Annotated in this window: 24 protein-coding genes; 15 read left to right on the top strand and 9 right to left on the bottom strand. The window is 34.6% G+C overall.

Features of this window, described 5'->3' with window-relative positions:
• Positions 1 to 98 precede the first annotated feature (98 nt).
• Both ligD and NLG42_RS10570 read left to right on the top strand, forming a co-directional pair.
• On the top strand, positions 99 to 2,144 hold the full coding sequence (gene ligD / locus NLG42_RS10575) for a DNA ligase D (protein ID WP_257683727.1): 2,046 nt from the start codon (positions 99 to 101) through the stop codon (positions 2,142 to 2,144).
• A 63-nt stretch (positions 2,145 to 2,207) separates the two neighbouring features.
• Complete coding sequence (locus tag NLG42_RS10570) at positions 2,208 to 2,522, top strand: hypothetical protein (protein WP_257683726.1); 315 nt, start codon at positions 2,208 to 2,210, stop codon at positions 2,520 to 2,522.
• A 148-nt stretch (positions 2,523 to 2,670) separates the two neighbouring features.
• Here NLG42_RS10570 and NLG42_RS10565 read toward each other — a convergent pair whose 3' ends face one another.
• Complete coding sequence (locus tag NLG42_RS10565) at positions 2,671 to 3,135, bottom strand: hypothetical protein (RefSeq protein WP_257683725.1); 465 nt, start codon at positions 3,133 to 3,135, stop codon at positions 2,671 to 2,673.
• A gap of 396 nt (positions 3,136 to 3,531) precedes the next feature.
• On the opposite strand from NLG42_RS10565, the gene NLG42_RS10560 reads away from it, so the two are divergent.
• The 10 genes from NLG42_RS10560 (at position 3,532) to NLG42_RS10515 (ending at position 13,547) form a co-directional block, all read left to right on the top strand.
• Positions 3,532 to 3,921: a single-stranded DNA-binding protein gene (locus NLG42_RS10560; RefSeq protein ID WP_257683724.1), complete on the top strand. Its 390-nt coding sequence runs from the start codon at positions 3,532 to 3,534 to the stop codon at positions 3,919 to 3,921.
• 40 nt (positions 3,922 to 3,961) lie between these two features.
• Positions 3,962 to 4,324, top strand: a complete 363-nt coding sequence (locus tag NLG42_RS10555; protein ID WP_257683723.1) for a DUF7222 domain-containing protein — start codon at positions 3,962 to 3,964, stop codon at positions 4,322 to 4,324.
• Between the two features lie 25 nt (positions 4,325 to 4,349).
• Positions 4,350 to 4,760 (top strand): PcfK-like family protein, encoded by a 411-nt coding sequence (locus NLG42_RS10550; protein WP_257683722.1) that lies wholly within the window; start codon positions 4,350 to 4,352, stop codon positions 4,758 to 4,760.
• Positions 4,757 to 6,070, top strand: coding sequence for a PcfJ domain-containing protein (locus tag NLG42_RS10545; protein WP_257683721.1), 1,314 nt, complete (start codon positions 4,757 to 4,759; stop codon positions 6,068 to 6,070). Before NLG42_RS10550 ends, NLG42_RS10545 begins: the two co-directional genes overlap by 4 nt.
• A 210-nt stretch (positions 6,071 to 6,280) precedes the next feature.
• The gene (locus NLG42_RS10540; RefSeq protein WP_257683720.1) at positions 6,281 to 6,580 is read left to right on the top strand and encodes a hypothetical protein; all 300 of its coding nucleotides are present in this window, start codon (positions 6,281 to 6,283) and stop codon (positions 6,578 to 6,580) included.
• A 659-nt stretch (positions 6,581 to 7,239) separates the two neighbouring features.
• Positions 7,240 to 8,328 carry a hypothetical protein gene (locus tag NLG42_RS10535; protein ID WP_257683719.1) on the top strand — a complete coding sequence of 363 codons (1,089 nt, stop codon included), beginning with the start codon at positions 7,240 to 7,242 and terminating at the stop codon, positions 8,326 to 8,328.
• Positions 8,328 to 9,854, top strand: coding sequence for a hypothetical protein (locus tag NLG42_RS10530; protein ID WP_257683718.1), 1,527 nt, complete (start codon positions 8,328 to 8,330; stop codon positions 9,852 to 9,854). Before NLG42_RS10535 ends, NLG42_RS10530 begins: the two co-directional genes overlap by 1 nt.
• Positions 9,855 to 9,857: 3 nt before the next feature.
• Entirely contained in the window at positions 9,858 to 11,540 is a 1,683-nt protein-coding gene (locus NLG42_RS10525; protein WP_257683717.1) for a hypothetical protein, read from the top strand.
• Complete coding sequence (locus tag NLG42_RS10520; RefSeq protein ID WP_257683716.1) at positions 11,531 to 12,595, top strand: DNA adenine methylase; 1,065 nt, start codon at positions 11,531 to 11,533, stop codon at positions 12,593 to 12,595. The genes NLG42_RS10525 and NLG42_RS10520 overlap by 10 nt, the downstream gene beginning before the upstream one ends.
• A gap of 82 nt (positions 12,596 to 12,677) precedes the next feature.
• Positions 12,678 to 13,547, top strand: a complete 870-nt coding sequence (locus NLG42_RS10515; protein ID WP_257683715.1) for a hypothetical protein — start codon at positions 12,678 to 12,680, stop codon at positions 13,545 to 13,547.
• Positions 13,548 to 13,687: 140 nt separating this feature from the next.
• Here the strand turns inward: NLG42_RS10515 and NLG42_RS10510 are convergent, their stop codons facing one another.
• The 3 genes from NLG42_RS10510 to NLG42_RS10500 are packed head-to-tail and all read right to left on the bottom strand — an operon-like array spanning position 13,688 to position 15,435.
• Positions 13,688 to 14,239 (bottom strand): ADP-ribosyltransferase, encoded by a 552-nt coding sequence (locus NLG42_RS10510; RefSeq protein ID WP_257683714.1) that lies wholly within the window; start codon positions 14,237 to 14,239, stop codon positions 13,688 to 13,690.
• A 37-nt stretch (positions 14,240 to 14,276) separates the two neighbouring features.
• Entirely contained in the window at positions 14,277 to 14,966 is a 690-nt protein-coding gene (locus NLG42_RS10505; RefSeq protein ID WP_257683713.1) for a hypothetical protein, read from the bottom strand.
• Positions 14,947 to 15,435, bottom strand: coding sequence for a hypothetical protein (locus NLG42_RS10500; protein ID WP_257683712.1), 489 nt, complete (start codon positions 15,433 to 15,435; stop codon positions 14,947 to 14,949). The genes NLG42_RS10505 and NLG42_RS10500 overlap by 20 nt, the downstream gene beginning before the upstream one ends.
• A 934-nt stretch (positions 15,436 to 16,369) precedes the next feature.
• On the opposite strand from NLG42_RS10500, the gene NLG42_RS10495 reads away from it, so the two are divergent.
• The gene (locus tag NLG42_RS10495; RefSeq protein WP_257683711.1) at positions 16,370 to 17,596 is read left to right on the top strand and encodes an ImmA/IrrE family metallo-endopeptidase; all 1,227 of its coding nucleotides are present in this window, start codon (positions 16,370 to 16,372) and stop codon (positions 17,594 to 17,596) included.
• Between the two features lie 101 nt (positions 17,597 to 17,697).
• Here the strand turns inward: NLG42_RS10495 and NLG42_RS10490 are convergent, their stop codons facing one another.
• The 5 genes from NLG42_RS10490 to NLG42_RS10470 all read right to left on the bottom strand — a co-directional run bounded on the left by NLG42_RS10490 (position 17,698) and on the right by NLG42_RS10470 (position 21,484).
• Entirely contained in the window at positions 17,698 to 18,423 is a 726-nt protein-coding gene (locus tag NLG42_RS10490; protein WP_257683710.1) for a DUF2806 domain-containing protein, read from the bottom strand.
• Positions 18,408 to 18,623, bottom strand: a complete 216-nt coding sequence (locus tag NLG42_RS10485; RefSeq protein WP_257683709.1) for a hypothetical protein — start codon at positions 18,621 to 18,623, stop codon at positions 18,408 to 18,410. The genes NLG42_RS10490 and NLG42_RS10485 overlap by 16 nt, the downstream gene beginning before the upstream one ends.
• Before the next feature lie 766 nt (positions 18,624 to 19,389).
• The gene (locus NLG42_RS10480; protein ID WP_257683708.1) at positions 19,390 to 19,512 is read right to left on the bottom strand and encodes a hypothetical protein; all 123 of its coding nucleotides are present in this window, start codon (positions 19,510 to 19,512) and stop codon (positions 19,390 to 19,392) included.
• A gap of 167 nt (positions 19,513 to 19,679) precedes the next feature.
• On the bottom strand, positions 19,680 to 20,459 hold the full coding sequence (locus NLG42_RS10475) for a LytR/AlgR family response regulator transcription factor (protein ID WP_257683707.1): 780 nt from the start codon (positions 20,457 to 20,459) through the stop codon (positions 19,680 to 19,682).
• Positions 20,456 to 21,484, bottom strand: a complete 1,029-nt coding sequence (locus NLG42_RS10470) for a sensor histidine kinase (protein ID WP_257683706.1) — start codon at positions 21,482 to 21,484, stop codon at positions 20,456 to 20,458. Before NLG42_RS10470 ends, NLG42_RS10475 begins: the two co-directional genes overlap by 4 nt.
• Positions 21,485 to 21,829: 345 nt before the next feature.
• Between NLG42_RS10470 and NLG42_RS10465 the strand changes: the two genes are divergently transcribed.
• Both NLG42_RS10465 and NLG42_RS10460 read left to right on the top strand, forming a co-directional pair.
• A complete protein-coding gene (locus NLG42_RS10465) occupies positions 21,830 to 23,149 on the top strand; it encodes a TolC family protein (protein WP_257683705.1) in 1,320 nt (439 codons plus the stop codon).
• Positions 23,150 to 23,191: 42 nt separating this feature from the next.
• Complete coding sequence (locus tag NLG42_RS10460; RefSeq protein ID WP_257683704.1) at positions 23,192 to 24,313, top strand: efflux RND transporter periplasmic adaptor subunit; 1,122 nt, start codon at positions 23,192 to 23,194, stop codon at positions 24,311 to 24,313.
• Positions 24,314 to 24,320 lie beyond the last annotated feature (7 nt).

The following is a 24,320-nucleotide window of genomic DNA, read 5'->3' as shown; positions in this document are numbered from 1 at the left end:
TATGTAACGGGGATTTTTTGCCTATTGCTTGCAATGCAGATGCAACGTTAAATATCGCAGCTGGCTTCACATTTTATTTATTATTTAAAACAACGAAAATGGCAGAGAAAAAAACTTCAAATGGCAGTCAGGAGCTCAAAGCGCTTCTGCAAGCCGGCACGCCCGCTGGAATGCCCGCTGGTATTAAGCCGATGCTGGCAACACTGGTAAACGAGCCCTTTGATGATCCCCTTTGGATTTATGAGGTAAAATGGGACGGATACCGCTCGATCGCCTATATCAATAAGGGAGAGGTCTCGCTTTCCTCCCGCAACAATAAACCCTTTACAGATAAATATTATCCGATCACAAATGCATTACAGCACTGGAAAAACAATGCTGTGCTGGATGGGGAAATTTTGGTAATCCAAGACGATGGAAAAGCAGATTTCAGCGCCCTTCAGAACTGGCGCAGCGAAGCGGACGGACACCTGGTCTTTTACGTTTTTGATATTCTCTGGTACAACGGCATTAACCTTATGGATCTGGAACTCTCCCAGCGCCAGGAGATCTTAAAAGATATACTCCCAAGTGATGACGACAGGATCCGCCTGAGCCAGCCTTTCAGCGGCGGGATCGACTTCTTTGAGACTGCCTCAAAAATGGGACTTGAAGGCATTATGGCCAAAATGAAAGATTCCCTTTACAGCCCTGACAGCCGAAACAAACAGTGGCTTAAAATCAAAGCAAACAAGAGACAGGAAGTAGTGATTGCAGGATATACCAAAAATGATTCTTCTTCCAAGCTTTTCAGCTCGCTCCTGCTGGGTGTCTATCACAATGGACAGCTGGTATATACGGGCAAAGTCGGGACCGGATTTACGGATAAGATGCAGAGGGAAATGATGGAGCAGTTCAAACCGCTTATAACCAAAACAATTCCTTTTGCCTCGGAGCCCGATATAAACAAGCCCTCACGTTTCCGCCCTAATCCTCCGCATGCCCAGGCGGTATGGCTTAAGCCTGTTCTGGTCTGCGAGGTCAGCTTTGCCGAAATCACCGCTGACGGGGTTTTCCGCCACCCTTCTTTCGAAGGCATGCGAATCGATAAAAAAGCAGTTGATGTCGCACTTGAAAAAGAAGACTCTGCTTCATCGATTGTTAAAGATGGTAAAACCAGCAGGAAGAAGTTTGTCTCTTCGCCTCTTACAGCACCCGGGAAATCTTCACGCGGCACTCTGCTGAACCCGTCAGACGAAACGCAGACCAAGAAAATTAAAGGCCATAATCTCACCTTTTCCCACTTAAGCAAAATCTATTGGCCTGAGGACGGTTTCACTAAACGCGACATGTTCAATTACTATTATCAGGCGGCAGAATATATCCTTCCTTATCTCAAGGACCGCCCACTATCGCTGAACCGCTTTCCAGGCGGTATCCACGGCAAAAGCTTCTACCAGAAAGATGTCAAAGGAAAAGCGCCCGAATGGGCAGATACCTTTCCCTACACCACAAGTGACGCGGAAAGCAAGGAATTTCTTGTCGGCGGCGACGAAAAAACGCTTTTGTATATGGCATCGCTCGGCTGCATTGAAATGAACCCATGGTTCAGCCGTGTGCAGCATCCTGATAATCCCGATTACTGCGTAATTGACCTTGACCCGGACCAGAATACTTTCGAACAGGTCATCCGCGCTGCCTGCGAGGTTAAAAATATACTCGATACGCTGGATATCACGGGTTATGTGAAGACATCAGGCTCAACAGGAATTCATATTTATATACCGCTGGGCGCCAAGTACAGCTACGACCAGTCGCAGATGTTCGCAAAGATGATCGTATCGATCGTGCATTCACAGCTTCCGGACTTCACAAGCCTGGAGCGCCAGATTAAAAACCGCGGCGGAAAGATGTACCTTGATTTTCTGCAGAACCGTCCGGGCGCAACCATTGCATGTCCTTACTCCCTTCGTCCGAAACCAGGAGCTACTGTGTCGATGCCTCTGCATTGGGAGGAGATTAAAAAAGGGCTGGCAATGAAAGATTTCACCATAGAGAATTCCATTGTCAGAATGAGGGCCGAAGGCGATATTTTTAAAGGATCGCTGCAAAAAGGAATTAACATGAAAAAAGCGGTGGCAAAAGCCCAGAGCATCTTTTTTTGAATTTCCTGTCCTGTTAAGTTCGAACAGATAAAAAATGCACTTTAATAAATAAAAAATTTAGTTATGACCACAGCCTACTTTCTTACCGGATCATTTAATGACCATGATAACGATTTTGAGCTCAAAGTTACAATTGCAAAATCGGAAACCTCGGGACAGCCGGATACGTATCAGGCTGTGCTTACCGATCTTGCTGACAGCAGTAAATATCTCTGGGCGGCCTCGCAGCCTACATTTTTAAAGTGCCTTGATGCAATGGAAGAATTTCTTGCCGGCAATTTTATAGTGCTTTACAGCAAAATACTCACCTCAGTGAACCGTGACCCGCTGATCGACAAGGAACTGGAAGGGTTTATTTTAAACCATCAGGAATATTAGCAGTTGTTGCTGCTCTGAGAAACAGCTGCCTTCAGCTGACTGCTCGCTGCACAGATTCGTATACCATCAAGATGTAAAATATGAGTTTGTGCTTTTCTTACTCCATGTAATTTAAAGTTTTGAATTAAAGCTCCACTAAAATATCACATTAGTCAAGGATGCCTTTTCCAAATATCTTCTCTATTTGGAATATATAATTGTTCAATATCGGCGTTGACAGGAAAAAGCGGCTCACAGCTGCAGCTTTTGCATCCTGCTTTTGATTGTCAAATGAACTTTCAAGAAGCGCCGTATAATCTGCGAGCTGGCTCTCATCCAGAATTTTGCGCAGATTCCTTTCGGTATTAACATACGATTTCAGCATTGGAAAATCATTGTTATTATCCGCTTCATACCTTTCAATTCCAGATTTTACTTCAAGGAACTCTTTTCGGAACAGATCCAAAAGTTCCGCCATATTATGCCCGTAAAAGATATTGGGTATCAGTCCGGCTTTATAATTTGCATAATGCTCCGGCGAGGACATCGTGTTTTCGAGGTACTTTTCAAAGGTCTGGATCCTGAATATATAATCTGTTTCGAAGATATTACGGTCCTGATAATCTATATTCATACGGCTAAGCATTTAATGTTATTTATAAAAATAGCTAAATTTTTTATTGCAGTCAACTAAATCCGCAATTCCTGCAGTCTGCACCAGGACATCTAGAACTTTTCCGCTAACGAGTTTCCCAAACAATTAAAATTTCCTTCTGCCCGCTCTTAGGGCATTGCCTTAGATTTTCATTCGAAACGGGTTAAAAGGGCAGCCAAGATAGTGTCCCCCCGGACGCTGCATGCGCATAACGGCTCCGTTTCACTCCTCCGCCCTTCGGGACTTATAGCACTCCGCATCCTCAAGCGGTCCACTTGATTCTTGCTTTCTTTTTTCCCGTTTTTTCTTTTGAAAATAATTTTTGGGAGAGGGAGAAAGAGACTTGAAAATTTTACTCACTTAAATTTTAAAATCATGGAAATTATTGGACGACTTACTAGAGATGCCGTAGTGGCAAAAGTAAACTCAGAAAGACAGGTGGTTAATTTCTCAATCGCCGTAAACGACAGCTACAGACCAAAAAACAGCACTGAGGTCAAAAAAATTGTAACCTACATCGACTGTTCCTACTGGCTCTCCACAGGAGTGGCGCAGTATCTTAAAAAAGGAACTGCTGTTGAACTTTTCGGGCGAATCGGTCTGAATGTATATATCGGTAATGATTCGCAGGCGCACGGAAGCCTGACCTTTCATACCTCCAACATCAAGATTATTGCCTTTGTCAGCGATAATCCCTCAGCACCTAAGCAGAATAATGCAGTTACAAAACAGGATGAAAAAGACCCCGACGACCTGCCTTTCTAAACCTTTTGAGATAAATGTACAAGCCTAAAGAAAATGAATTATGAAAGCACTGGAAAAATCAGCATACGCCCACTACGGAGTAAGTAAGGCATTTAATAAAATAATCCTGTCAGAATTGGATGCCTATGACGGAACTAAAAAAGAACAGCTCAAATCCTTTATAGAGGACTTGCAGAACGGAGGATGCATCAGCGGTATGATCGGCGAATTTATTTACCATGTTGACTGCAAATCATTTTACAAAAAACATCTTGATGATTTGGAAGAAATAAGGGATGAACTAGAAAATTCACTGGGCGAATGTATCAAGAACCGCCACCGTCTGCCCCACTACACTTTTATGTGCTGGCTCTGCTTTGAGGAATACTGCTTTGACATCTACAGAAGCACATTTGAAAAATAGCCGATAACCCTAAAAAACATCAGTTATGAAAGGTTCAAAAAAATTCCAAACGAGGATAGAAGATTTCCTGAAAGAGAAATCCCAGTCGGATTCCGCTTTTGCGCCCATGCTTGAAAAGGCTTCCAAGAATGTCGAAAACTGTCTTAAATACATCATCTCCGAAGTAAAAAAGACAGGCGAATGCGCCTTTGACGACAGTGAGATTTTTGATATGGCGGTAAAATACTACACCGATGACACTATCGGAAATATTCCCGAAATCAGATGCAGAGTGACGACAAATCAGCCGACGGAGGCTGATTTGTTCTCCGCTCCCACTCCCATTGCAGAAAACCCTGTGCAGAAAAATTCTGCTCTTTCTCTTCCTGCAAAGCAAATCCCGCTACAGCAGACCGAAAAACCAGTACAGACAGCCTTAACACTTTTTGACCTATGACACCTAAAACAATAATCGAAAAACAGATTACGGCGCTGAGTGCAACACTTACACCTCTGCCCAATGAATTTACTGCATGGGCGGAGAAATCCATTTTCTTAAAGTGGGGCGTACTGTCAAGGGGAAAATATTATTGTCTTGACTGCTCTCACGCATGGAAAACTGGCAGCGCCAAAGCTGAATGCCAGAACTACATTAATTGCGCAGGATGCAGGGGAAAACTGAAATTGCAGCCTTATAACAAAACACATTTCAAGGAAATTGAATACTCCGCGGTTTTGGACACGGCGGGAGATTTTCAGGTTGTGCGCATCATCTGTTCCCACAAGCAGATGAAGAAAGGTTTTGCACCGACCTACTTTCATAAGGAGGTTATGCAGCATTGGATTAACTCCAAGGGAGACGTACGCACAATGTCGCTTTCTGTCAATGTTTTTTCTCAGGCTTACGACCAGTGGAAATATTATTCTCCCCTTGAAATAAGACCAAAGGATTTTCAGAACTCGCCAAAGTACCGAATAGCCCCTTACAGGGTTTATCCTAAATTAAAAGTTATCAGCTCTCTTAAACGGAATGGTTTTAAAACTTCGCTCCACAATATCGCTCCGCAGATACTTTTTTCTGCGCTTCTGAAAGATTCTTTAGCGGAAACCCTTTTGAAATCCTCGCAGATTTCAATGCTGAACTACTATCTGACTTCTTCTGAACAGCATCTGAAACAGAACTGGCAGGCAGTAAAGACCTGTCTTAAAAACAAATATATCATTTCAGATTACAGGATTTGGGAGGATTACATAGACCTTTTAAGATGGTTTAAAAAAGACCTCAGCTGCGCTTTATACGTCTGTCCCGACAGCCTTAGTCAATCGCATGACAGGCTTGTCCTAAAAAAAAGAGCCATTCAGCGAAAAAAATATCTCATAGAGATGCGCTCGGAAATACTCGAAGCACAAAGCGTATATGCAGAGGAGAAAAAAGACTTTTTCGGACTTTGCTTCTCTGATAAAAACCTGACTGTTTCGGTAATGGAAAATGTGCGGGATTTCATGGAAGAAGGCGATAACCTGCACCACTGCGTTTTTACCAACGAGTATTACAAGAAAAGAAACTCGCTTATATTGTCGGCAAAAGTGGACGGCCAGTCTGTTGAAACTATTGAAGTATCGCTTAAAAACATGGAAATCATCCAGTGCAGAGGCATGAAAAACAATGCTTCCACTCACCATAAGCTGATACTAACTCTTATGAACAGAAACCTTTATCAGATTAAAGAAAGGGTCAAAAAAAGAAAAGCTAAATCGTTCTTGTGAAAGCCGGCTGTATGCCGGTTTTTTTTTTGGCGGAGCAGACACTTATAGGAAAGTGAAGTTGTTTATGATTATTAGCTTTTTCACTGTAATTTCAAAAATTAGGATGGTTTAAACAAGCCTGAAAAAGCAGAGCAGATGTATATATCTGATAAAATATCAAACAAGAGTATTTTTTTCATACATTTAGCTATATAAACTTTAGTATACTATATGCCTGAGAAATCTAATGACTTTTTCAATTTAATCTTAAGAATTCTGTCTGAAAACCATGCTGGAAGTTTTTCTTTAGAAGAACTCACCAAGCTTGTTTTCACCAATTTAGGAAATTATCGTAATATAGATATTGAAGAAACTTTCGAAGAACGTCAGAAGCAGTCCTTAATTTTAGATCATTTAATAAAACTGGATGACCTTGGTCTGGTGTTTTTAAATCCCGAAACAGACAACAGTTCTATAACAGCAGCAGGACAAATTATAGCCGCTGCAGCGCAGCGCAATAGTATATTTTAATGACTTGTCCATAAGAACCTCGTGCTTTCAGATTGGGAATAATTTTTCCATCTTCAAAATTTATTCACTATATTCAAAGGTGTCTTACTGATAGATTAAAAATGCTGACACTTAAAAATCTCGCTTGGCACAAATAAATTTAAAGTACACTTTTTTGAAGTTACTAATTCAACAATTAGAGATTACCTAGTATTTGTAAGTTCTTCAAAAAAATACTAGGCGGAACCATTGTATCCGTAAATACCTCAACTATAATCGTATTCTCCAGGTAAGTCACACGCTTTTTAAGAACAGTGTCAATTACTATAAACATTATTCTCTATTCAATAGAGGCTCAAAATGTATCAGTTTATATTTGAAAATAATAAAAAGACTGTACAAAAAGTACTTTGTAGTATATAATCGATTTGTTCCATTATTAGAGGATCTGAGACATTGGATATTTTAGAAACATTTGATTCTCTTACCAATTTATCGAAATAACTGAAAACACCTTTTACTCATGATTCGACACATGACAATACTTTAGAAAAAGTAATATCTAAAATATATGAAGTTTAGGTCCATATTGAATGAGGTAAAAGATTAAAAAATGTCAGAAAAAATATATTATGGCAAAAATTTAAAAATTGTACATTTGAAAAAAAAAATAAATTGTAATGGAAATTCCATTTATCCAAAGTCTTCATCGGCCATTAAATAAGCCATTAAAGTGCACTAGATGGGTCTGTGAATTTATAGTTAATCGCGATGATATTAAAAGTTCGATGATTAACATAGATTTTTTTTACTATTTAGTAAAAAAGCTTCATAAAACGTACTCGACTTATTTGCCTGGAGAATATCATGGAATTCCAAGCAAATCTGCTATCGATGCAATAGCGAACTATATTTCATCCTTAAATAAGACAAGTTTAAACGATAATCTGGTCGCTATCTTGCAAAATAAAAAGAGATTAGGCATAGAGAAACAAATATATTCTGTTTATAAAGCGTCATCTTATTTTGTTAATCTTGCAAAAGACAAGTTTAAACTCATTGATGAAAAAAATAATCTTACCTATACTGGTGAAAGGCTTTTAGAAATAAAAACTGGTGCTAAATTTACACTGTCGGCTAAGGAAAAAGAATTCTATTTCGAACGAGTTTTAGAATCCGATTTTCTAGTATTTATTACATATTGCAATTTTCAAAGGATTCAACTGAAATATGCCATTAAAAATGTTACCGAATATCAATACGCCTTTCTAGAAAAGTTTTATAACATAAGCCATTTTAATTTTACCACACCGAGTTTAGAAAATTATAATACAGTGCGATCGTATTGGATTGAAACGTTAGGCGTTTTAAATGCAAGTAAGAATTTAAGAAACAATTATATTAATATAATCAAGAAAAATCCAACTTTTGAGAAGTGGTACGAAGAAATAGCAATTAACATTAAAAACTTTGAGAGTACAACTTTCAGACAAAACTTAAAGTATTTAAAATTAAAAAAGCTTTTTATTGAAGAATATGATAAATTTGTTAAAAATCAAACTGAAGATTTAGGCTTTGTTAATCTACATGATTTAAAATCGCATTTGCACACATCCTTCGATAATTTTGAATTATTTTTAAACCAGTTTTATGAAGATGAAAAGCGCAGTTCAAAGATTTTTTTTAGCAACATTGTTAATTCTGTCGACAGACGACAGAGATTCTATGTAAATAAAATTCCAGTTTTAAAAATTAAAATCAAAAAATAATGGAGTTCAAAAATTTATGGGAAAAATTGCCCGTTAATACTGAAAACTTAAATACGTTCAAAAGAGATATTTCCGATGGTAAAGTTCCAGAACTTCCATTTTTTATTGTAGATCAAATTGAAGCTAAACAACAAATAGGAGATAAACTGAAGCACCTAGACGGCAGACGACTCCAAACAAATGTACTTATAGCTTTATATGGAAATGGCAAAACTAATCTTTTAAAGTACTTAAAGTTATTTTTTAAAGAAAACAAAGCAGTGGATGTAATTTATACCAGGGCAGATAAAGACAGAACTGACTTAGGTCTAATTTTTTTAACACATATTGAAAATAATTATCTAGAATTTCTTGCTGATACAATTGTTGAGAATAGAGCAAATTTAGATGTGAAAGACATTTCATATAATTTTGAAGAAAATTTTGCAGAAATAAAGGACTATGTAAATAAACTTTTTGATCCATCAATGAGCAGAGAACAAATAGAAGAACTGCTCTATATGGGAACTGGCAGAATTTACACAAGAAATTATTTCACGAAATATGGAATACCTCAGATACAAGCTTTCAATAGACGAGAAGTACTAGTAGTTCTTCTAAATATTCTTTCGTCTCAAAATAAATACATAATCTTTTGTGTTGATGAAATTGAAAAAATTGTAGAGAAATCGAAAATAAGATTCAATCACTTTTTAACTTCGTATCGGGAAATTATTGACCTTGCAAATAAGATTCACGGTCACTATATCTTAACAAGTATAACAGACACAACGGGTGGACAGGCTATAAATTTAGCAAATCAGGCTTTATATACTAGAATCGAAAAAGATATCATTTCCTTAAAATCTATCGAAGAAAAAGCAGACTATTTGCAATTGATTGGATATTTAGATGAATTGTTTGATACCAACAAAAAAAATAAGTATAACGAAATATTTAATAAAGTAAACAACAAATCTCTCAAAGATAACAGAAGTATTATTAGAGAAATTGTGCATCTTTTGGATATCAAAGACTTGGAGCTTCCAATCCAGTCTCTGCTTGAAAATGCAAAGCTTTATGAATTATTCCTTGAGACTGAGAAAAGATTAGATATTGAAGATACATTCAAAAGACTGCATCAAAAGTTTTTTGATCCTTTGGATTATTACTTAGAATCTGTCAAAGGAAGAGATATTAATGATGTTCTGAAAAGACGAGAAAGAATTTTCATTGATAAAGATTTACTAAGTATTAATCTTTTTATCTTTAATTCAGAAATCATCGATATAGAAGAGGAATATGAAAAAATAAATAATCTCCTTCTCGATTTTAATGATTACAACATTGTCATTTTTGCTCCTAAAGAATTAGAACTTACTAATAGTTATTTAGAAAATTTTAAATTAGATACCAATGGTGCGGTTGAAATAATTGATTACAGTCCCGAAGATTTATTTACTTTGTTAGTAATGTTTAGAGAAAATTTTGATAAGCAAAACATCTTAAATGATGTTATATCAAGCTATTCTAATTTAAAATTGTAAGGTATGTTTCTCAATAACAGCGAAATTTTTAGTTATTCATTTAAATCAAAATTACAGCAGATTGTTAAACCAATTTGCTGTATTGCCAATGATATAGGGCAGCAAACAATCAAAGGTTTTGTTTATTCTGATTTATTTTCAGCAGCTTTTATTGCGCAGTGTGGCCACAGAAAATCTTCATTACAAAGTGAGGAAGAACTTTTTTCCGTTATTGGTGAATTTTATAACAACAATATCTTTGATTTCGAAATTTTCACGTCAGGTCTGGAAGTGCTTCAGATATCCAATGTTTTATTTCTGGATAAGTTAGAGAAAACCGTTTTCTTTAAGGGGGAAGCAAAAAGTCTAAATAATACCTTAATCAACTATATTAAAAAACTTGATATTGATAATGATCTAATTTCAAATTTAGATTTAGATTTAATTAAGAAATGCCTGTCAAGTGTATCGCTTTTTGATAATACTATCTTGTACAACAAGTCCGTCACCACAACATTACATGGTCAGCAGAAGGCTCCTTTTATTCTTCCAAGGACTGCATTGGATGATTCCAAAATAGAATGTAAGCCAGTAGATGAAAATAGATTTTGGATAAACCATAGTTTTTTAGATAAAAATTTTGGAATTGAAATCGGCAGTAATCCAAAATTCCTCATGGTCCAAGATTCTAGTTCAGATTTATTAATAGGTTACACTGTAGATGACTGGTTTATTCCGTCAAAATCAGTTCAAATAGAGAATTATATAATCCGAACAAACTTAACGGATTATATTTTCAGTTTATTTATAAATGTTTTTAACAAAAAAAATCCAGCAATAAATACCACAAGTCCTTTAATAAATAGATTTAAAAAAGAAAATAAAAATACAGAATTAAACAAACTATTGTCATATCTGGTGTATAATCTATACATTACAGCTGATAATTTAGCTTTAATCAAACCCGCCTTTGAAGATTTTTTTGAGGAAGTAGCTCTTGTTCAAAATTTAAACCCTTACAACAGCTCAAGTTTTTTCATATCAAAATCTGACGAAAAAAAATTAGCACTTGGAATTTATTCTACAGAAAGATTAGATAATAATTATAACTTATTGCATTGGATAGAACAAGATAATGAAAACTATATAGAGCATAAGCCTCATGTAACGACCACCAAACACAAAAAGGCTCTTATAAAAACACTCCGTCCCGACGTAGCATATTATTTCATAAGAAAGTATTATGAAGATATAATAGAGGATATTCTCATTGCAAATAAATTTAGTTTCATAAATAATTTCAAGTTCGATATATCAAAAGTACAGGATTATGAAATTGATTTTCTTGTTAAAACTGAAACAAAGCTTATTTTCATAGAAGCAAAAACAAAACTCACACAATTAAATATTGAGAAGTATTTAATTAAAACAACTAATCTATATAAAGGTTTGCGTAAATTCATTGATAAAAGCATTGCTATCGAGTTTGTTATAATTGGTTCGTTCAGCGAAAATTTAGAAAAGCATTATAAACACTTTATTGATGCTGAGGTTTATGAAGACTATAACTCGAAACGAGAAGGGTTAGATACTATGCCATACAAATTTGAACTGCCTCTACAAGAAATAAAAGGAGTATCTTTGCTTTGTATTGCTGAGCCTGAATACGACAAATTAGATAAGCTTATAAAAGAAAGATGCCAATAAAATTACCAATTACAAGATACTATGGTTCAAAAAGAAAGCTAATAAATCAAATTTGGGAGGAAATAGAAAAACTAGAGATAGAATTTGAATCTGTGTTAGACACTTTTGGAGGAAGTGCTGTTTTCTCCTATTATGCAAAAACAAAGGGAAAGACTGTATATTACAATGACATCTTTAAATTCAATTATTTAATTGGCAAAACACTAATCGAGCAAAATAAAAATGAATTAAGTTATGAGGAAGCCGTTTCTTTACTAAGACCAAAAGAAAACAAAACTTACCAAACTACAATAGAAACTCATTTCGAAGGTATCTATTTTACAAAAAAAGAAAATCAACAAATAGACATATTTGTTCAAAACATACAAGAACTGTCCTCAGAAAACAAGAAACTCAGCGCATATTATCTTCTTTTTCAATCTTGCATAATTAAGCGTCCCTATAATTTGTTTCACAGAAATAATCTTTCCATGCGTGAGAATTTCACTAGCGGAAATTTTGGAAATAAGAAAACATGGGAAAGAAGTTTTGAAGAACTTTTCATAAGATTTATTGAAGAATTAAATAAATTTAGCTTCGAAAATAATAAAACTAATCTAGCTTATAACTACTCTGCTCTGAAGTGCCCAATTACTGCAGATTTAGTATATATTGATCCTCCATATATAAAATCTGATGGCACTAATACTTCCTATCATTCAAAATATCATTTTTTAGAAGGACTGGCATCCTACAGCAACATTATCGAGAATATTAATTATCTTAAAAAAAATAAGGAGATTCAATTAGGAAAAAGTTTCGAGTTTGAAAACCGAAATAATTTTATTCCTGAAATGACTCAACTTTTATTGAAACATTCCAATTCAATTATTGTCTTATCTTATCGCAATAATGGATTCCCTTCAATTGATCAACTTACAGAATTAATGCAACAATGCAAACCAGGAATGAAGATATATACTATAGACTTGGGACAGTATGGTTATGCTCTGAATAAGGACAATGGTAGTAATAGGGAATTTTTAATAATTGGTTCAAATACACCTCTTAATTAATGCAATTTTATAAAGCTTACCAAACTTTTGAAAAGGAATTAATCACAATATTTTTTGTCATTTAGAAAATTCTAAGCAAATCATGAGTTATAGTATAACAATTCATACATGGAAAAAAAATGAACGCGAATTTGGCCAACTCTATTACGTTAATGAAAGAATTGATAATCATGGATATGACGATGTATTACAGAGTTATGATTCGTATTCGGGATTTCATACTGTTTTTGAAGTCTCCTCTCCATATTCCAAGCAAAACATTTATGAACTTGCAAGATTTTTAATAAATTCTACTTTTTTATTCCAATATGCTGAAGGTGATACGACCGAAGATAAATTTGTGGCAGCGTTACTAACTGAATATGTTGAAGAAATAATTAAAGAAAAAGAAGAAAAAAAATTAGAATATCTTTTTTTGGAAATTAAATCTCTACCTAAAAAATACTGTATTTATAATTCTCTCTCTTTTGATTATATAGATGAATGGATCGAAATTATTTTTGCTTCCCAAATGGTTGAAAATTTTTATCCTAACTGGCTTAATCTAAAGGAATACAATACAGAAAAGTTAGAAATCGAAACGTATTTACATTGTAGCGAATATAATAAAATCAATATCAAACATAAAAAAGCTCCAGTTTTCTATTACAACTATGAGGGATTAATATTCATGTCTTTTAACAATAACTGGATTGATCGCATGGATTTTAAATACTGCAGTAGTGAAAATTTATCAAAAACAAGCCAGCTGGAAAACTTTAAATACACCTTTTTCTTATATGAGGAGGAGGTTATTATTTCATTGATTTTAAACCTTCTAAAAAGGAAAAACGATTCATTTAATCAATTAATAAAAGATATAGATCTCGGTACTAAATTAATTTTATCATCAGAACTCGTCTTAAAACTTTTTATAACACCGAAATCTTTTAGCAAAGGGGGTAATAATTAATTTTTGTTCTTGTTTTGCATAGTACAAAAATTGGCTCAATAATTATCATTACTGCAAAGAATTTCTATCAACTCTTTTCCAATAGACTGTCATTATATGAAGAATGCTATAATAATTTATTGCTTACTTATAGAAAACCGTTATATTAATGCTTTAACTTCAATTATTCTCAAGCTTTCGACATCTTGCGCAAAGTCTCGTCCCATAATTTCTGCAATTTCATTTCTATTATTAGTTAATCGATTATTAACAATTTTGAAATTATTATTTCTTGACAATAGCATTTCATTTTCACTGTCTCCAAATTGAACATTGCCTTGCATTGGTGCCATATACATACCTATTGGACAAGTAATTATCATGTAAACTGGATGGTCTGTATCTGTAAAATGTTGTTGAACACTCTCCACATCAGTAGTAGCAGATAAAAATTCAGGGTTGGAATAAATATCACCGGTTATATAATTGTTGACATTAGCCTCAATTGTAGCTCTATACAAGATAATTTCCTCAGGGGTTTGATACATCGAGGTAATTTGGTCCAAAAGTGCTATTTCAGTTTGATGTGTTAAAAAATCACTATGTCGTAAATGAGCATTTAAAATGTAGCAGAAGGCACTAGTGTTTGCTTTATATCTATCGTACACACTTTTTTGATCTGCATTTAAGTTATTGTAAAATTCTTCATCCATATTAATTATTTATTTTTTCTTCTTCTAAGGGCTAACCTTAGTTAGAAGTATTATCATCATTTTCTTTATATAAAAAATCATCTACACAGTTTAGACTTAAAACCATTGCATTAAATTTTTTGCCATCACCATTCCATGGCCATATGCGACATCTTGGATCTTTAGGAACTTTCACTATATCAACACCTGAAAAATTAGAAATCTCTGCTGCAACATACCTACAAATCAATCCGTTATACAATACTCCTTGCCTATGAATACAGCTTCTAACATCCTTGCTACAAATTGAGCAGGTTTCTTTACTAATAGTTATAACAGGACTTAAATACATACCAGCGCCGAACTTTTCTTTAAATTTTTTTTTTATATTTTTTACCTTATTTACTATAACTGTAAGAATTTTAACTTCGATAACACATATACAGAAATTTAAGTGATCAGCACAATCACATAGTAAATACCAAATTTTTTCAACTTTTTCTTTGTTCTTGAACCATAGAGACTCCTTTATCAAATTTTGAAGGTCAATATATTCTGAAAACCCTTTAAAAAGCATTGCTGCTATATAGTATAAATTATTTTCTTCTTCACTGTTTATACTCCTATCCGCTAATGCCGTTTTCGAATTTTCAACCACATCATAGCATAAATCTTTTGCTTCAATATATTTTTGAGAAGCGAAAAGTATTTGAAAAATATTTAGCTTTTCATGAAGATATTTTTCCATTTTTTTTCAAGGCTTTAATAATTTTCAACAAATCTTTTTTATCTCCATCAAATTTTATTTTTGAAATTTTTCCATTTTTATGAAGTTTAAGCTCGATATGTACTGTCGGATCACCAGTTAACGAAATTTGCTTATTGCTAAAAGAAAAACTATTCACGATAAAATGCTCTAAAATAGTCATCACAGCAGGTATAATAAAATCATTAATAATAAAAATTTGTCCAATCCAGATATCATCACTTCGTCTAGCAATTGTCTTTGTTTCTAAATCTAAGTCGTATGAATTCGCACACGAAATTCCTTTACTTTTTAATTCCTTGTAAAAATCTAATGTCTCTGAAGAATCTAGTAATTCAAGTGCTCCGAAGTTTTCAGGTAAACAAAGAACATCGTAAGATTCATAAAGATCGGGTCTAATTCCATGTAATTCAAGTGCGATTTCAATGTTATTTTTCATGTTATTTTTCATGTTATTCTAAATTAAAATGGTGAGATATAAATTATAAATCATATATTTAATATAGTGGTTATTTTAAGCATCTGTAAAACTATTACTTTTTTAAAAAATAAAATCTAGAAAATTAAAATTTGCAACTTTCTTCCTTTATTTCTTTTATTTTCAACTACAAATACATTACTAAATAATCGGCTGGCACTGATTGAAATTGGAATTGAAAAAGGGAAATTTTTTAAGCTAATGTGCCCTTTCAATACTATTGAGGATTAAATTTAATTTTTTTTACGCTAAACCAATCTTTTATTCAACTAACAGCTACAATCATTCAATCATTTCAAATGATGATTTTAACATGCAAACCAGCAGATTCTGAGAGCTGATTCAATACATTTTTGTACGAAGTCTATATAAAACGTTTATTACAATTTTAATAATTCATTGATCACCAACTACTCTGTTTCAAGCGACAAAATGCTTGACTGCCCTTAGCCGTTTCGAATAAAAACGTAGAATAACCTTTTATGCCTATCATCAATTCGGAGGCAATGCCCAAAACGAATTAAATCTGTTAATGAAATGAAAAGGAATATATAATTCGTAAAGGGAAATTGAGATCAAGAAAGTAGGGGATGCTCAGCCTTTAAGACATTTTATTATTCGAATAAATTTCGAGTAATAGAAACGGATTGTTGATAACTTTCAATCTGCATAATGCTGAAAAGCGAATATTCTCATCGCTATATTGGGCTAAAAAATTATTTCACCCAGTGTGAGCGGGTGTTGATAAATCAATTGATTTTTAACATCCTACACTTCTCATGCAGACCGATATTAGCAATCTTTGTATTTACAATTGCATAATTTTAACTTTTTAACTGACCTCGTGTGTAAATCAATTTCACATCATTCAGCTCTCAGCTTAAAGCATTAAAAAAAGAATCAACAGATGAATACAGTAGAAATCGGAGACAATTTTGAAGACAAGTCTTATGATATTATCAGCACTGCATTAAACAGCAAAAAGTTAGGGCTAATACCAGAATTTTGCAGCGTTTACAGAAAAAAAGGATATTACTCCGTAAGGAGAAAAAAAGATATAATATTCGATTTATCCATAGAGGTTACTCCACCGGGAGCCTCCAGACCTACCCTTCTCTACCTGATAGAATGCAAGAATTATTCCTCTTCCATTCCAGTTGATGATGTGGCGTTATTTGCCCAATATATAAATGAAATCCATGATTACGCCGTGAAAGGTGTTTTTGTCAGCAACAGCAAACTGCAGAGCGGAGCCATCGAAGAAATCAAATCGCATGGCATGATGCTGATTGAAGTGGACGAAGATAGCTACAATATCGTACACTATAAAAATGAGAGAAAGAATAGCCCTGAAAATGATATCGATCAGATTATAATTAAAGCAATACAGGGAGCATTGCTACCGGTAGAAATCGAAGGCCTTAAAAAATTACCTTCCAAGCAGATAGATAAAATTGCTTCCAATCTTATTGCCGAATTCAATCCCGAAATTTTGAATTATGCGCTACCAATCCCTTTAACCGAGCTGTTTCAATATCTAGAAAGGAAACATAATTTGAAGTATAGTTACTCAAATATGGAAAATGAGGCAAATAAAAATATATTAGGATACTTTGACGCTGAAAGGAATGAGATAATAATAAATTTATCGATAAAGGAGAGTATAAGGGAACCTTTTGTTGCTGCCCACGAAATTGGACATTTCATATTACACAAGAAATTAAGGATAAACAAAACAAGATACAATAATTTTAAGGACACAAGCTTTAGTCTTTTTGAACAGTCCTATGCCTTAAAAAATCCTAAGAATTGGATAGAATGGCAGGCAAACTGTTTTGCAGCAAGTCTGCTAATGCCCCAGTTCAGTATTCAGGCCGTCCTTATTTTAACACAGAATGAGTTGGGAATCAGTAAAGCGGGAAGTATTTTTCTTGATGACCAGGAATGCAACAAAAGGGATTTTTCTGAAATAGTCAAAAGGATGGCGGCCCATTTTAATGTATCGAAGCTAAGTATTGAATATCGCTTAAATGATCTAGGTCTTATAGTCCGTCCAAAAAAGACAAAGGAAAGAGACACTGATAAAGAGCTATTAAGAAGATTCAGCATGCTAAGCACAAACCACAACTACTAAAAGCGGGTTGCCCAAACATAACAAAATAAGCGCATAATATAAATACAAAAAAAACAAACTTGCTATTACAGCTGTTGTGATATACAGGCAGACTAAACAAATCAGGGCCGGTATTCAAAAGTATCCGACAACTTAAAATGCCCGTTCTCATTGATCAATTTTCCAAGTATGATCTTTGTATAGGGAGTCGATAGAGCCCTACAAAGGTACTTGATATTTTTCTCATTTTTCTCGAATGGTATCAGTGTTGCAAGCTCCAGTCCAATCTGCGTAAGGGTAAGTATGCTAATGCTGTTTGGCTCTTTGTGCGGACCTGACGTCACGCTTATACCTGTTTCTCCAAATTCATACAAAGTCATTGCGGGAAACTCCAAGGCAGGAAAATGCAGTCCTATATTAGGACCGCTTGACAGCAGCCCCACTTCATACATCAGTAGAATTTCGCTGTAGGCAATTCCAAAATAGTCTTCAAAGATATTTTGATCGACATAGGGAATAAAATGTCCTTTGCTGTGTTTTACGTTTAACTGGACAAACTTTGTAAAAATTTCCGCTTCATTTCTGCTCAGGTTCTTCAAAAGCTCTAAAGTCCTTAAGGAGAATGAACCCGGTTTTTTTACTTCGCCCGACAGGATTTTCCCCCATAATTTCTGCATTTCTTCATTTGAAATGTCTTCAGCAATATTAAAAAATCTCGTCGACCAGTCAGAGTCCACCTTTTCAGAACTAACCTCAGATTGCTCTTCAATCTGCTCTGCCGCAAGCTCGATGATATTTTTTACGTTTTTATGCTTCTTCTGCTCCTTGAAAATTATTTTCTGCTCCATTTCGTTGAAAGTCTCAAATTCAATAAGCTTGGATTGCGCTTTGGCAGTAGTTTTGCCTTTTTTATAGCTATTATTTTATAAGCCTCTGCATCTGCTTCTTTTCTGATTGCGCGCGGTTTATATAAGACCCCTATCCCTTCACTTATAACGTCAATCAGTTTTTCAATTGGTTTTCCGCTAAATAATGTTACTCCCCCCATAAACTTAAATTATTATGATTATTTTGAATAATTATTAAGATTTTACAAATTTAAGCTAATTTGAAATTAAAATATCTTTTTCTAACAAAGTAAGATCTGTATAGGAATTGTTTAAAACCTGACACACTACTATTTCTGTACCACATCTCAAATAACAGATGAAACATAAGTATTTACTAGAGTCTTAAAAATTCTAAGCAGAACGTCACGTTATATTTAATTACAAATAATCCTAAAAATTTTAAAGCATAAACGATTCTTAGCAAAATCATGGAAAATGGTGTTTTGGATTTGATATATTTCTGATAGAAAAAATTAAGTAGAATTTTAAAAAAGTTAAGAGTTCTAAGAAAAAAACTTAACTTTCCCTCTTGTTTTTGTTTGAATATCCACTGTTTTACCCTATATCTATGTATAAAAATTGGTTAAAATTTCGAGGTACACTTTTTTTTCTGTGCCGAGTCTTAATAAACAATTAAACCTATTATTTACTAGTGTTTTTAATAATTAAAAGCGGAACCTCTTCCTCCGCACTATAAAACCACACATTATCATAAATTACTTAAAAACAAATAGTTACAATCTACCACAGCAAACTTGGTAAATCATTTCAAAGAACAACCAATAATCAGCAAAACCAAGACCTGCTGAGTCGATGTTCAAATTGGCTGCAGAATACCATTTGTTTTTTCTACCCGTTTAAATATCGGAAAATATATTAAACCAAAAATTTAAATAAATTCGAAAAACATCCATTATTTATCGCTCAAAAAACTATATTCGTTTTTCCAAACGAAGCATTCATAGCAATTAAAGTAAAACCGCTCAATTCGATCATCCCTTTTAAATGTTCAATTAGTCCTTCTTTTAATTCATTTTTATTGATCATATAAGCAGCTTAAAGTTTTCATTGCGCATTTGAAAAAAGGGTTTTTATTTTTTGTCCGGGTCAGCAAAAATACAGCATAAACCCTATGTCCGATAACTTCCTGCATAATTTTAAAAAATAGATTATCTGCTGAACTTTGATTAGAAAATCTAAATTTATAAATTTAATTATCCAGCTTCAAACCCACCCTCAAGCCATCTGAGAAAATCACTGGCTTTTGCCTTGCTGATTATAATAATCTCCGGTACTTCAGCGGATAACTTAGCTACCAGTTTTCTTGAAAAATACCGCTCTACTGATTCAACAGCATCCCTGTTAATGAGGAACTGGCGGTTTGCTCTGTAAAACTGCTGATGGCTAATAGTACCTTCCACCTCATCTAAACTGGAGGCCATAAAATAGCGCTGGCTGTTTAATGTGGTAATCTTTACCACATTTTTCTTATCAAGGTAAAAAAAAGCTATATCATTTACTTTTAAAGGTACAATTCTTTCACGCTGTTCAACCAGAAGTGTTATTTTATAATTAGACTTCATCTGCTGTCCAAGTGCACTTATAGTGCGGGCTGCTTTTTCCGGTTCAAAGGCTTCCTGCATAAGTCTGAATTTCTGCAGAGCTGCCTCTACACTCTGAACCGAGACAGGTTTCAAAATGTAGCTTACTGCGTTGACATAAAATGCCTCCATCATATAACTGTCAAAAGCAGTGCAAAATATAACAGGACTCTTGACGGAAATTTTATTGAATATTTCAAAACATAAACCATCAGCCAGCTGGATATCAGAGAATATAAGATCTGGGTGCGGGTTGTTATTAAGGTACAGCAGGCTTTCCTCAACGCTGTCGATAATTGCTAAAATCTCGATATCAAAGCCCTTAAAGCAAAGAAGGATTCTCTGCAGTTCCTTGGCCGTTTTTATTTCATCTTCTATAATTAGTATTTTCATGGTCTTATAATTGGGAGCATTACAGTAAACTCATTGGCATTGTTTATTATATGTATATCACGGCTAAACAGCAAATTATAACGCTGCATGATATTATCCAGACCAATTCCTGTAGAATGCTGCACTGAAATCTTAGGCTGAAAATTATTGGATACAACCAAAAATTCTTCATCCTTAATGTAAATATCAATCTTAAGGGGTCTTGCCATGGAGGCAATATTATGGTTGATTGCATTTTCGATCAGAAGCTGCAGCGTTAAAGGAGGCAGAACTGTCTTTTTCATATTTTCATCTACGTTTATACAGATCATAATAGCATTTTCCATTCTTGTCTTTAAAATATAAAGATATGATTCGATAAATTTAAGCTCTTCTTTCAATGAAGCTTTATTTTTCTTTTCGTAGAGTACAACATACCGGTATACATTGGCTAATTCCAATACATAATTTTTTACATTTTCTTCCCGGGTCAGTGTACTGAGTGTACTGAGTGTGTTGAATAGGAAATGCGGGCTCAGCTGTTCCTTTAAAGAAGACAGATTAGCTTCCAATTGCGCCTGTTTCAATTTTGCAATTTCTATTGCATGCTGCTGTTTTTCGCGCAGGATATGTGTATAATACAAAATAAAATAATACAGGCAGCTAAGGAGTTCTGCTCTCAAAAGCATCCCAAAATATTTTTTAGGACCTTGCATCTGATAAGAGAATTGATTAAATAAGATAATTCTATCTGAAAAAAAACCGCAGATCAGATCAAATCCAAAAATTAAAAAACCAGCTGCCATAATGCTCAGCGCAGCATATCTTTTCTGCTTATTGTCAAATTTTAATTGATTGTTCCTTTTTAAAAGGGAGCTGTGGATCAGCCAGCATAAAAAGCAATATAAAAATGTAAATGTCACAACAAGCAGTGTGTCATTCCATCGAATCTCATCCATTCTGATAAGAAACAATGAGAATGCTATCATGGAGAAAAGAATAGATGAAAGCACTCCGAGTTTCCAGTCAATCTTTTGGAACTGCATGTTTTTTTTCACATTTAAAATTAAGGGCATAACAGTTTCTATTTTTTATTTTAAAAACACTTTAACTATTACAAATTTATAACATTACTCCCGCCCTGCTCCCGTGGCAGTCTTAAAACAGGCAAAATGAATTCTCAACCAACCAAAACCAATCTCGAAAAGAACACAGCGTTAATCTTGAGCTTTATCTGAAATCTTCAGGGTCTCTGAGCATGATTTTCACTAAACTATATCCCGCCCGCTTCACTTCAAAATTTGCCCGTTTAGAGCAGAAAGCGCTTTTACCACTGCTTGAGCAACGTTTAATTTGCATCAAAATTAATGCTTCTACGAAAAAAAATGATAATGAAAAAACAAATTTTAATCTTATTTCTTGCCTTTAAGGTCCATGCGCAGAAAGAATTTACATTGCAGCAATGTATTGATTATACATTAAAGAATCATCCTTCTCTTTTTGTGCAGCAAAATAATGTTGCCATAGCAAAAGCAAAATCATGGCAGAGCCTTTCGGAATATCTTCCCCAGGTATCTGGTTCTGCCACTATGCTCAATAACATTCAGCTCCAGACCAATGTGCTGCCTGCTGGAATCCTGGGCCCGGATCCATCAGAAATTACTTTTGGCACCAAGTATAATACCAACACAGCTGTAGATGTAAAGCAGATCATTTATGACCAATCTAAAATAACCGGGATCAAAGCCGCCAAGCCCTATGCTGAGATAAGTGTTCTGCAACAGAAACAAAATCAGGAATTATTGATTTATAATACCGGAACAGCTTACTACCAGGTATTAATATACAGAGAAAAACTGCACATACTCAAATCCAACCAGCAGAAATATGAACAGATGGTTAAAGTACTTCGATATCAATACGAGAAAGGAACAGTACTGGAAAAAGATGTTGACAGAGTACAGGTAAACCTCAATACGACAACCTATCAGATCCAAGATTCGCAAACCAAAGAAATACTGGCTCTGAACATACTGAAAAATGCCATGGGTATGGATGCAGAAGAGAATTTTGATATAGTTCCTACCGTTAACTATGAGCTTCTGGCCGCGGGAAATTTTGATGAAAATCTAGTATTGGATAATCTGACCGAAACCGCGATATGCGAACAGTCACTGGAACTTCAGAAATACAGCCTGAAGACCAAACAAGCCTCTTTTATTCCCACTTTATCAGCAGTGGGGCGTTTTGGACAGCAGGCGCTGAATAATGATTTTTCCAACAGTTTTAACAATTGGAGCGCTTTCTCTTATGTAGGTCTTTCGCTTAATGTACCAATTTTCAGCGGTTTTAAACGAAAAAGCGAAGTTCAGGAAGAAAAGTTAAAACTTAAAAATGAAGAGCTGAATTTTAAAATCAATAAACAAAACTTGGAATTACGTTTTGACAATGCAAAAACAGCGATGGGCACTGCATACAGCTCTTACATGAGCAGTAAGGATAATATGGTGCTGGCAAAAAAATTACTGGATGTCACCGATTATCAATACCAGAGAGGGGTTACAAATCTCACAGACTACCTTAATGACGATCTGGCATATAAGGAATCACAGAGTAATTACATCAATAGTTTATACAATCTTATGATCAGCCAGATGGATTACCAAAAATCAAAAGGATCGCTTCTAAGCTTTATGAGCCAGATCCGTTAAACTTTAAATACAATTTATTACAGAAAATTAAATCTACAACGTATGAAAAATCCAAATCAAAAAAAAAGGAATTTGATTATACTGGCATCGTTCTGCTTAGTGGTAATTTTACCTATAATTATTGTCCTTGCAGGCAACAAAAAGAAAATCAATGAGTCCGCCAGACCCGTGGACAGGACAGATATCCCTGTGGCCGTATCAGTTATGACTGCAAAGATCTCCCCTTTGAAAACCAATGATCAATATCCCGCAACAATTGAGCCTTTGGACCAGGTCATGCTGTATGCACAAAACAGCGGTATGATCGCCCTGTTGGATTTATATCTAGGCAAGGAGTTAAAGAAGGGACAGGTTATCGGGAGGCTTGATACACGCATACTGCAAATAAATTTAAAAAATGCACAGATAGAAAGAAACCTTGCAGCAATTAACAAGACCAAAAAACTTGACGATTACAACCGAGCCAGAGATCTCTTTGAAAACAATGCCGGACTTCAGGTAAATATGCTTACTGCTAAAAATGAATTCGATAACGCTGTAAATAAACTTGAAAATTCAGAAATACAGATACGGCTGATCCAGCAGCAGATCCGAAACTCCATAATCATTTCGCCTCTGAGCGGCGCGGTCTCCGCCCATATGATTAAACAGGGGGAGTTTGTCAGCCCCGGCAGCCCTATTGCAACTATAAGCAATACGGCAGCAGTTAAAGTTACCGTTTTTGTAGATCAGCAGATGAGCTATAAATTAAAAACCGGAGAATCAGCTATAATTACCTCGCCCTTGTTCGGAGAAGAAACCTTCAAGGGAAAAATTAATTATATCAGCTCAGTGTCTGACAGCAATCACAATTATCAAATAGATCTACTTATCTCAGAGAAAAAAGGCATTCTGCTTAAAGGAGGTACAGATGTCCAAGTTTCATTTAACACTGTTTCTAAAAAAGAAGCCTTGCAGATTCCTAAATCTTCACTTATCAATGACAGCAAAGACCCCTATGTATTTATTGAAAGTAATGGAAAAGCCGTCACTAAAATAATTAAAACGGGAATTATACAAAACGACCTTGTTGAAGTACTTTCAGGTTTAAACGAGGGTGACAGAGTTATTACCACCGGCCAGATTAATTTACGAGCGGGCAGTACTATAAACATTATAAAATAATATCAGC

The organism is Flavobacterium plurextorum (assembly GCF_024638035.1).
Lineage (GTDB): Bacteria > Bacteroidota > Bacteroidia > Flavobacteriales > Flavobacteriaceae > Flavobacterium > Flavobacterium plurextorum.
The sequence above is the reverse complement of the archived record's forward strand: the minus strand, read 5'-3'. Positions and strand labels throughout refer to the sequence as shown.

Coding starts and splice junctions, on each gene's coding strand:
- NLG42_RS10505 (WP_257683713.1), bottom strand. CDS start 14,966: ATGGAAAAATATCTTCATGAAAAGCTAAATATTTTTCAAATACTTTTC.
- NLG42_RS10485 (WP_257683709.1), bottom strand. CDS start 18,623: ATGGGGGGAGTAACATTATTTAGCGGAAAACCAATTGAAAAACTGATT.
- NLG42_RS10495 (WP_257683711.1), top strand. CDS start 16,370: ATGAATACAGTAGAAATCGGAGACAATTTTGAAGACAAGTCTTATGAT.
- NLG42_RS10500 (WP_257683712.1), bottom strand. CDS start 15,435: ATGAAAAATAACATGAAAAATAACATTGAAATCGCACTTGAATTACAT.
- NLG42_RS10460 (WP_257683704.1), top strand. CDS start 23,192: ATGAAAAATCCAAATCAAAAAAAAAGGAATTTGATTATACTGGCATCG.
- NLG42_RS10465 (WP_257683705.1), top strand. CDS start 21,830: ATGAAAAAACAAATTTTAATCTTATTTCTTGCCTTTAAGGTCCATGCG.
- NLG42_RS10550 (WP_257683722.1), top strand. CDS start 4,350: ATGAAAGGTTCAAAAAAATTCCAAACGAGGATAGAAGATTTCCTGAAA.
- NLG42_RS10525 (WP_257683717.1), top strand. CDS start 9,858: ATGTTTCTCAATAACAGCGAAATTTTTAGTTATTCATTTAAATCAAAA.
- NLG42_RS10490 (WP_257683710.1), bottom strand. CDS start 18,423: ATGGAGCAGAAAATAATTTTCAAGGAGCAGAAGAAGCATAAAAACGTA.
- NLG42_RS10560 (WP_257683724.1), top strand. CDS start 3,532: ATGGAAATTATTGGACGACTTACTAGAGATGCCGTAGTGGCAAAAGTA.
- NLG42_RS10515 (WP_257683715.1), top strand. CDS start 12,678: ATGAGTTATAGTATAACAATTCATACATGGAAAAAAAATGAACGCGAA.
- NLG42_RS10535 (WP_257683719.1), top strand. CDS start 7,240: ATGGAAATTCCATTTATCCAAAGTCTTCATCGGCCATTAAATAAGCCA.
- NLG42_RS10510 (WP_257683714.1), bottom strand. CDS start 14,239: ATGGATGAAGAATTTTACAATAACTTAAATGCAGATCAAAAAAGTGTG.
- NLG42_RS10555 (WP_257683723.1), top strand. CDS start 3,962: ATGAAAGCACTGGAAAAATCAGCATACGCCCACTACGGAGTAAGTAAG.
- NLG42_RS10570 (WP_257683726.1), top strand. CDS start 2,208: ATGACCACAGCCTACTTTCTTACCGGATCATTTAATGACCATGATAAC.
- NLG42_RS10540 (WP_257683720.1), top strand. CDS start 6,281: ATGCCTGAGAAATCTAATGACTTTTTCAATTTAATCTTAAGAATTCTG.
- ligD (WP_257683727.1), top strand. CDS start 99: ATGGCAGAGAAAAAAACTTCAAATGGCAGTCAGGAGCTCAAAGCGCTT.
- NLG42_RS10475 (WP_257683707.1), bottom strand. CDS start 20,459: ATGAAAATACTAATTATAGAAGATGAAATAAAAACGGCCAAGGAACTG.
- NLG42_RS10520 (WP_257683716.1), top strand. CDS start 11,531: ATGCCAATAAAATTACCAATTACAAGATACTATGGTTCAAAAAGAAAG.
- NLG42_RS10545 (WP_257683721.1), top strand. CDS start 4,757: ATGACACCTAAAACAATAATCGAAAAACAGATTACGGCGCTGAGTGCA.
- NLG42_RS10470 (WP_257683706.1), bottom strand. CDS start 21,484: ATGCAGTTCCAAAAGATTGACTGGAAACTCGGAGTGCTTTCATCTATT.
- NLG42_RS10565 (WP_257683725.1), bottom strand. CDS start 3,135: ATGAATATAGATTATCAGGACCGTAATATCTTCGAAACAGATTATATA.
- NLG42_RS10480 (WP_257683708.1), bottom strand. CDS start 19,512: ATGATCAATAAAAATGAATTAAAAGAAGGACTAATTGAACATTTAAAA.
- NLG42_RS10530 (WP_257683718.1), top strand. CDS start 8,328: ATGGAGTTCAAAAATTTATGGGAAAAATTGCCCGTTAATACTGAAAAC.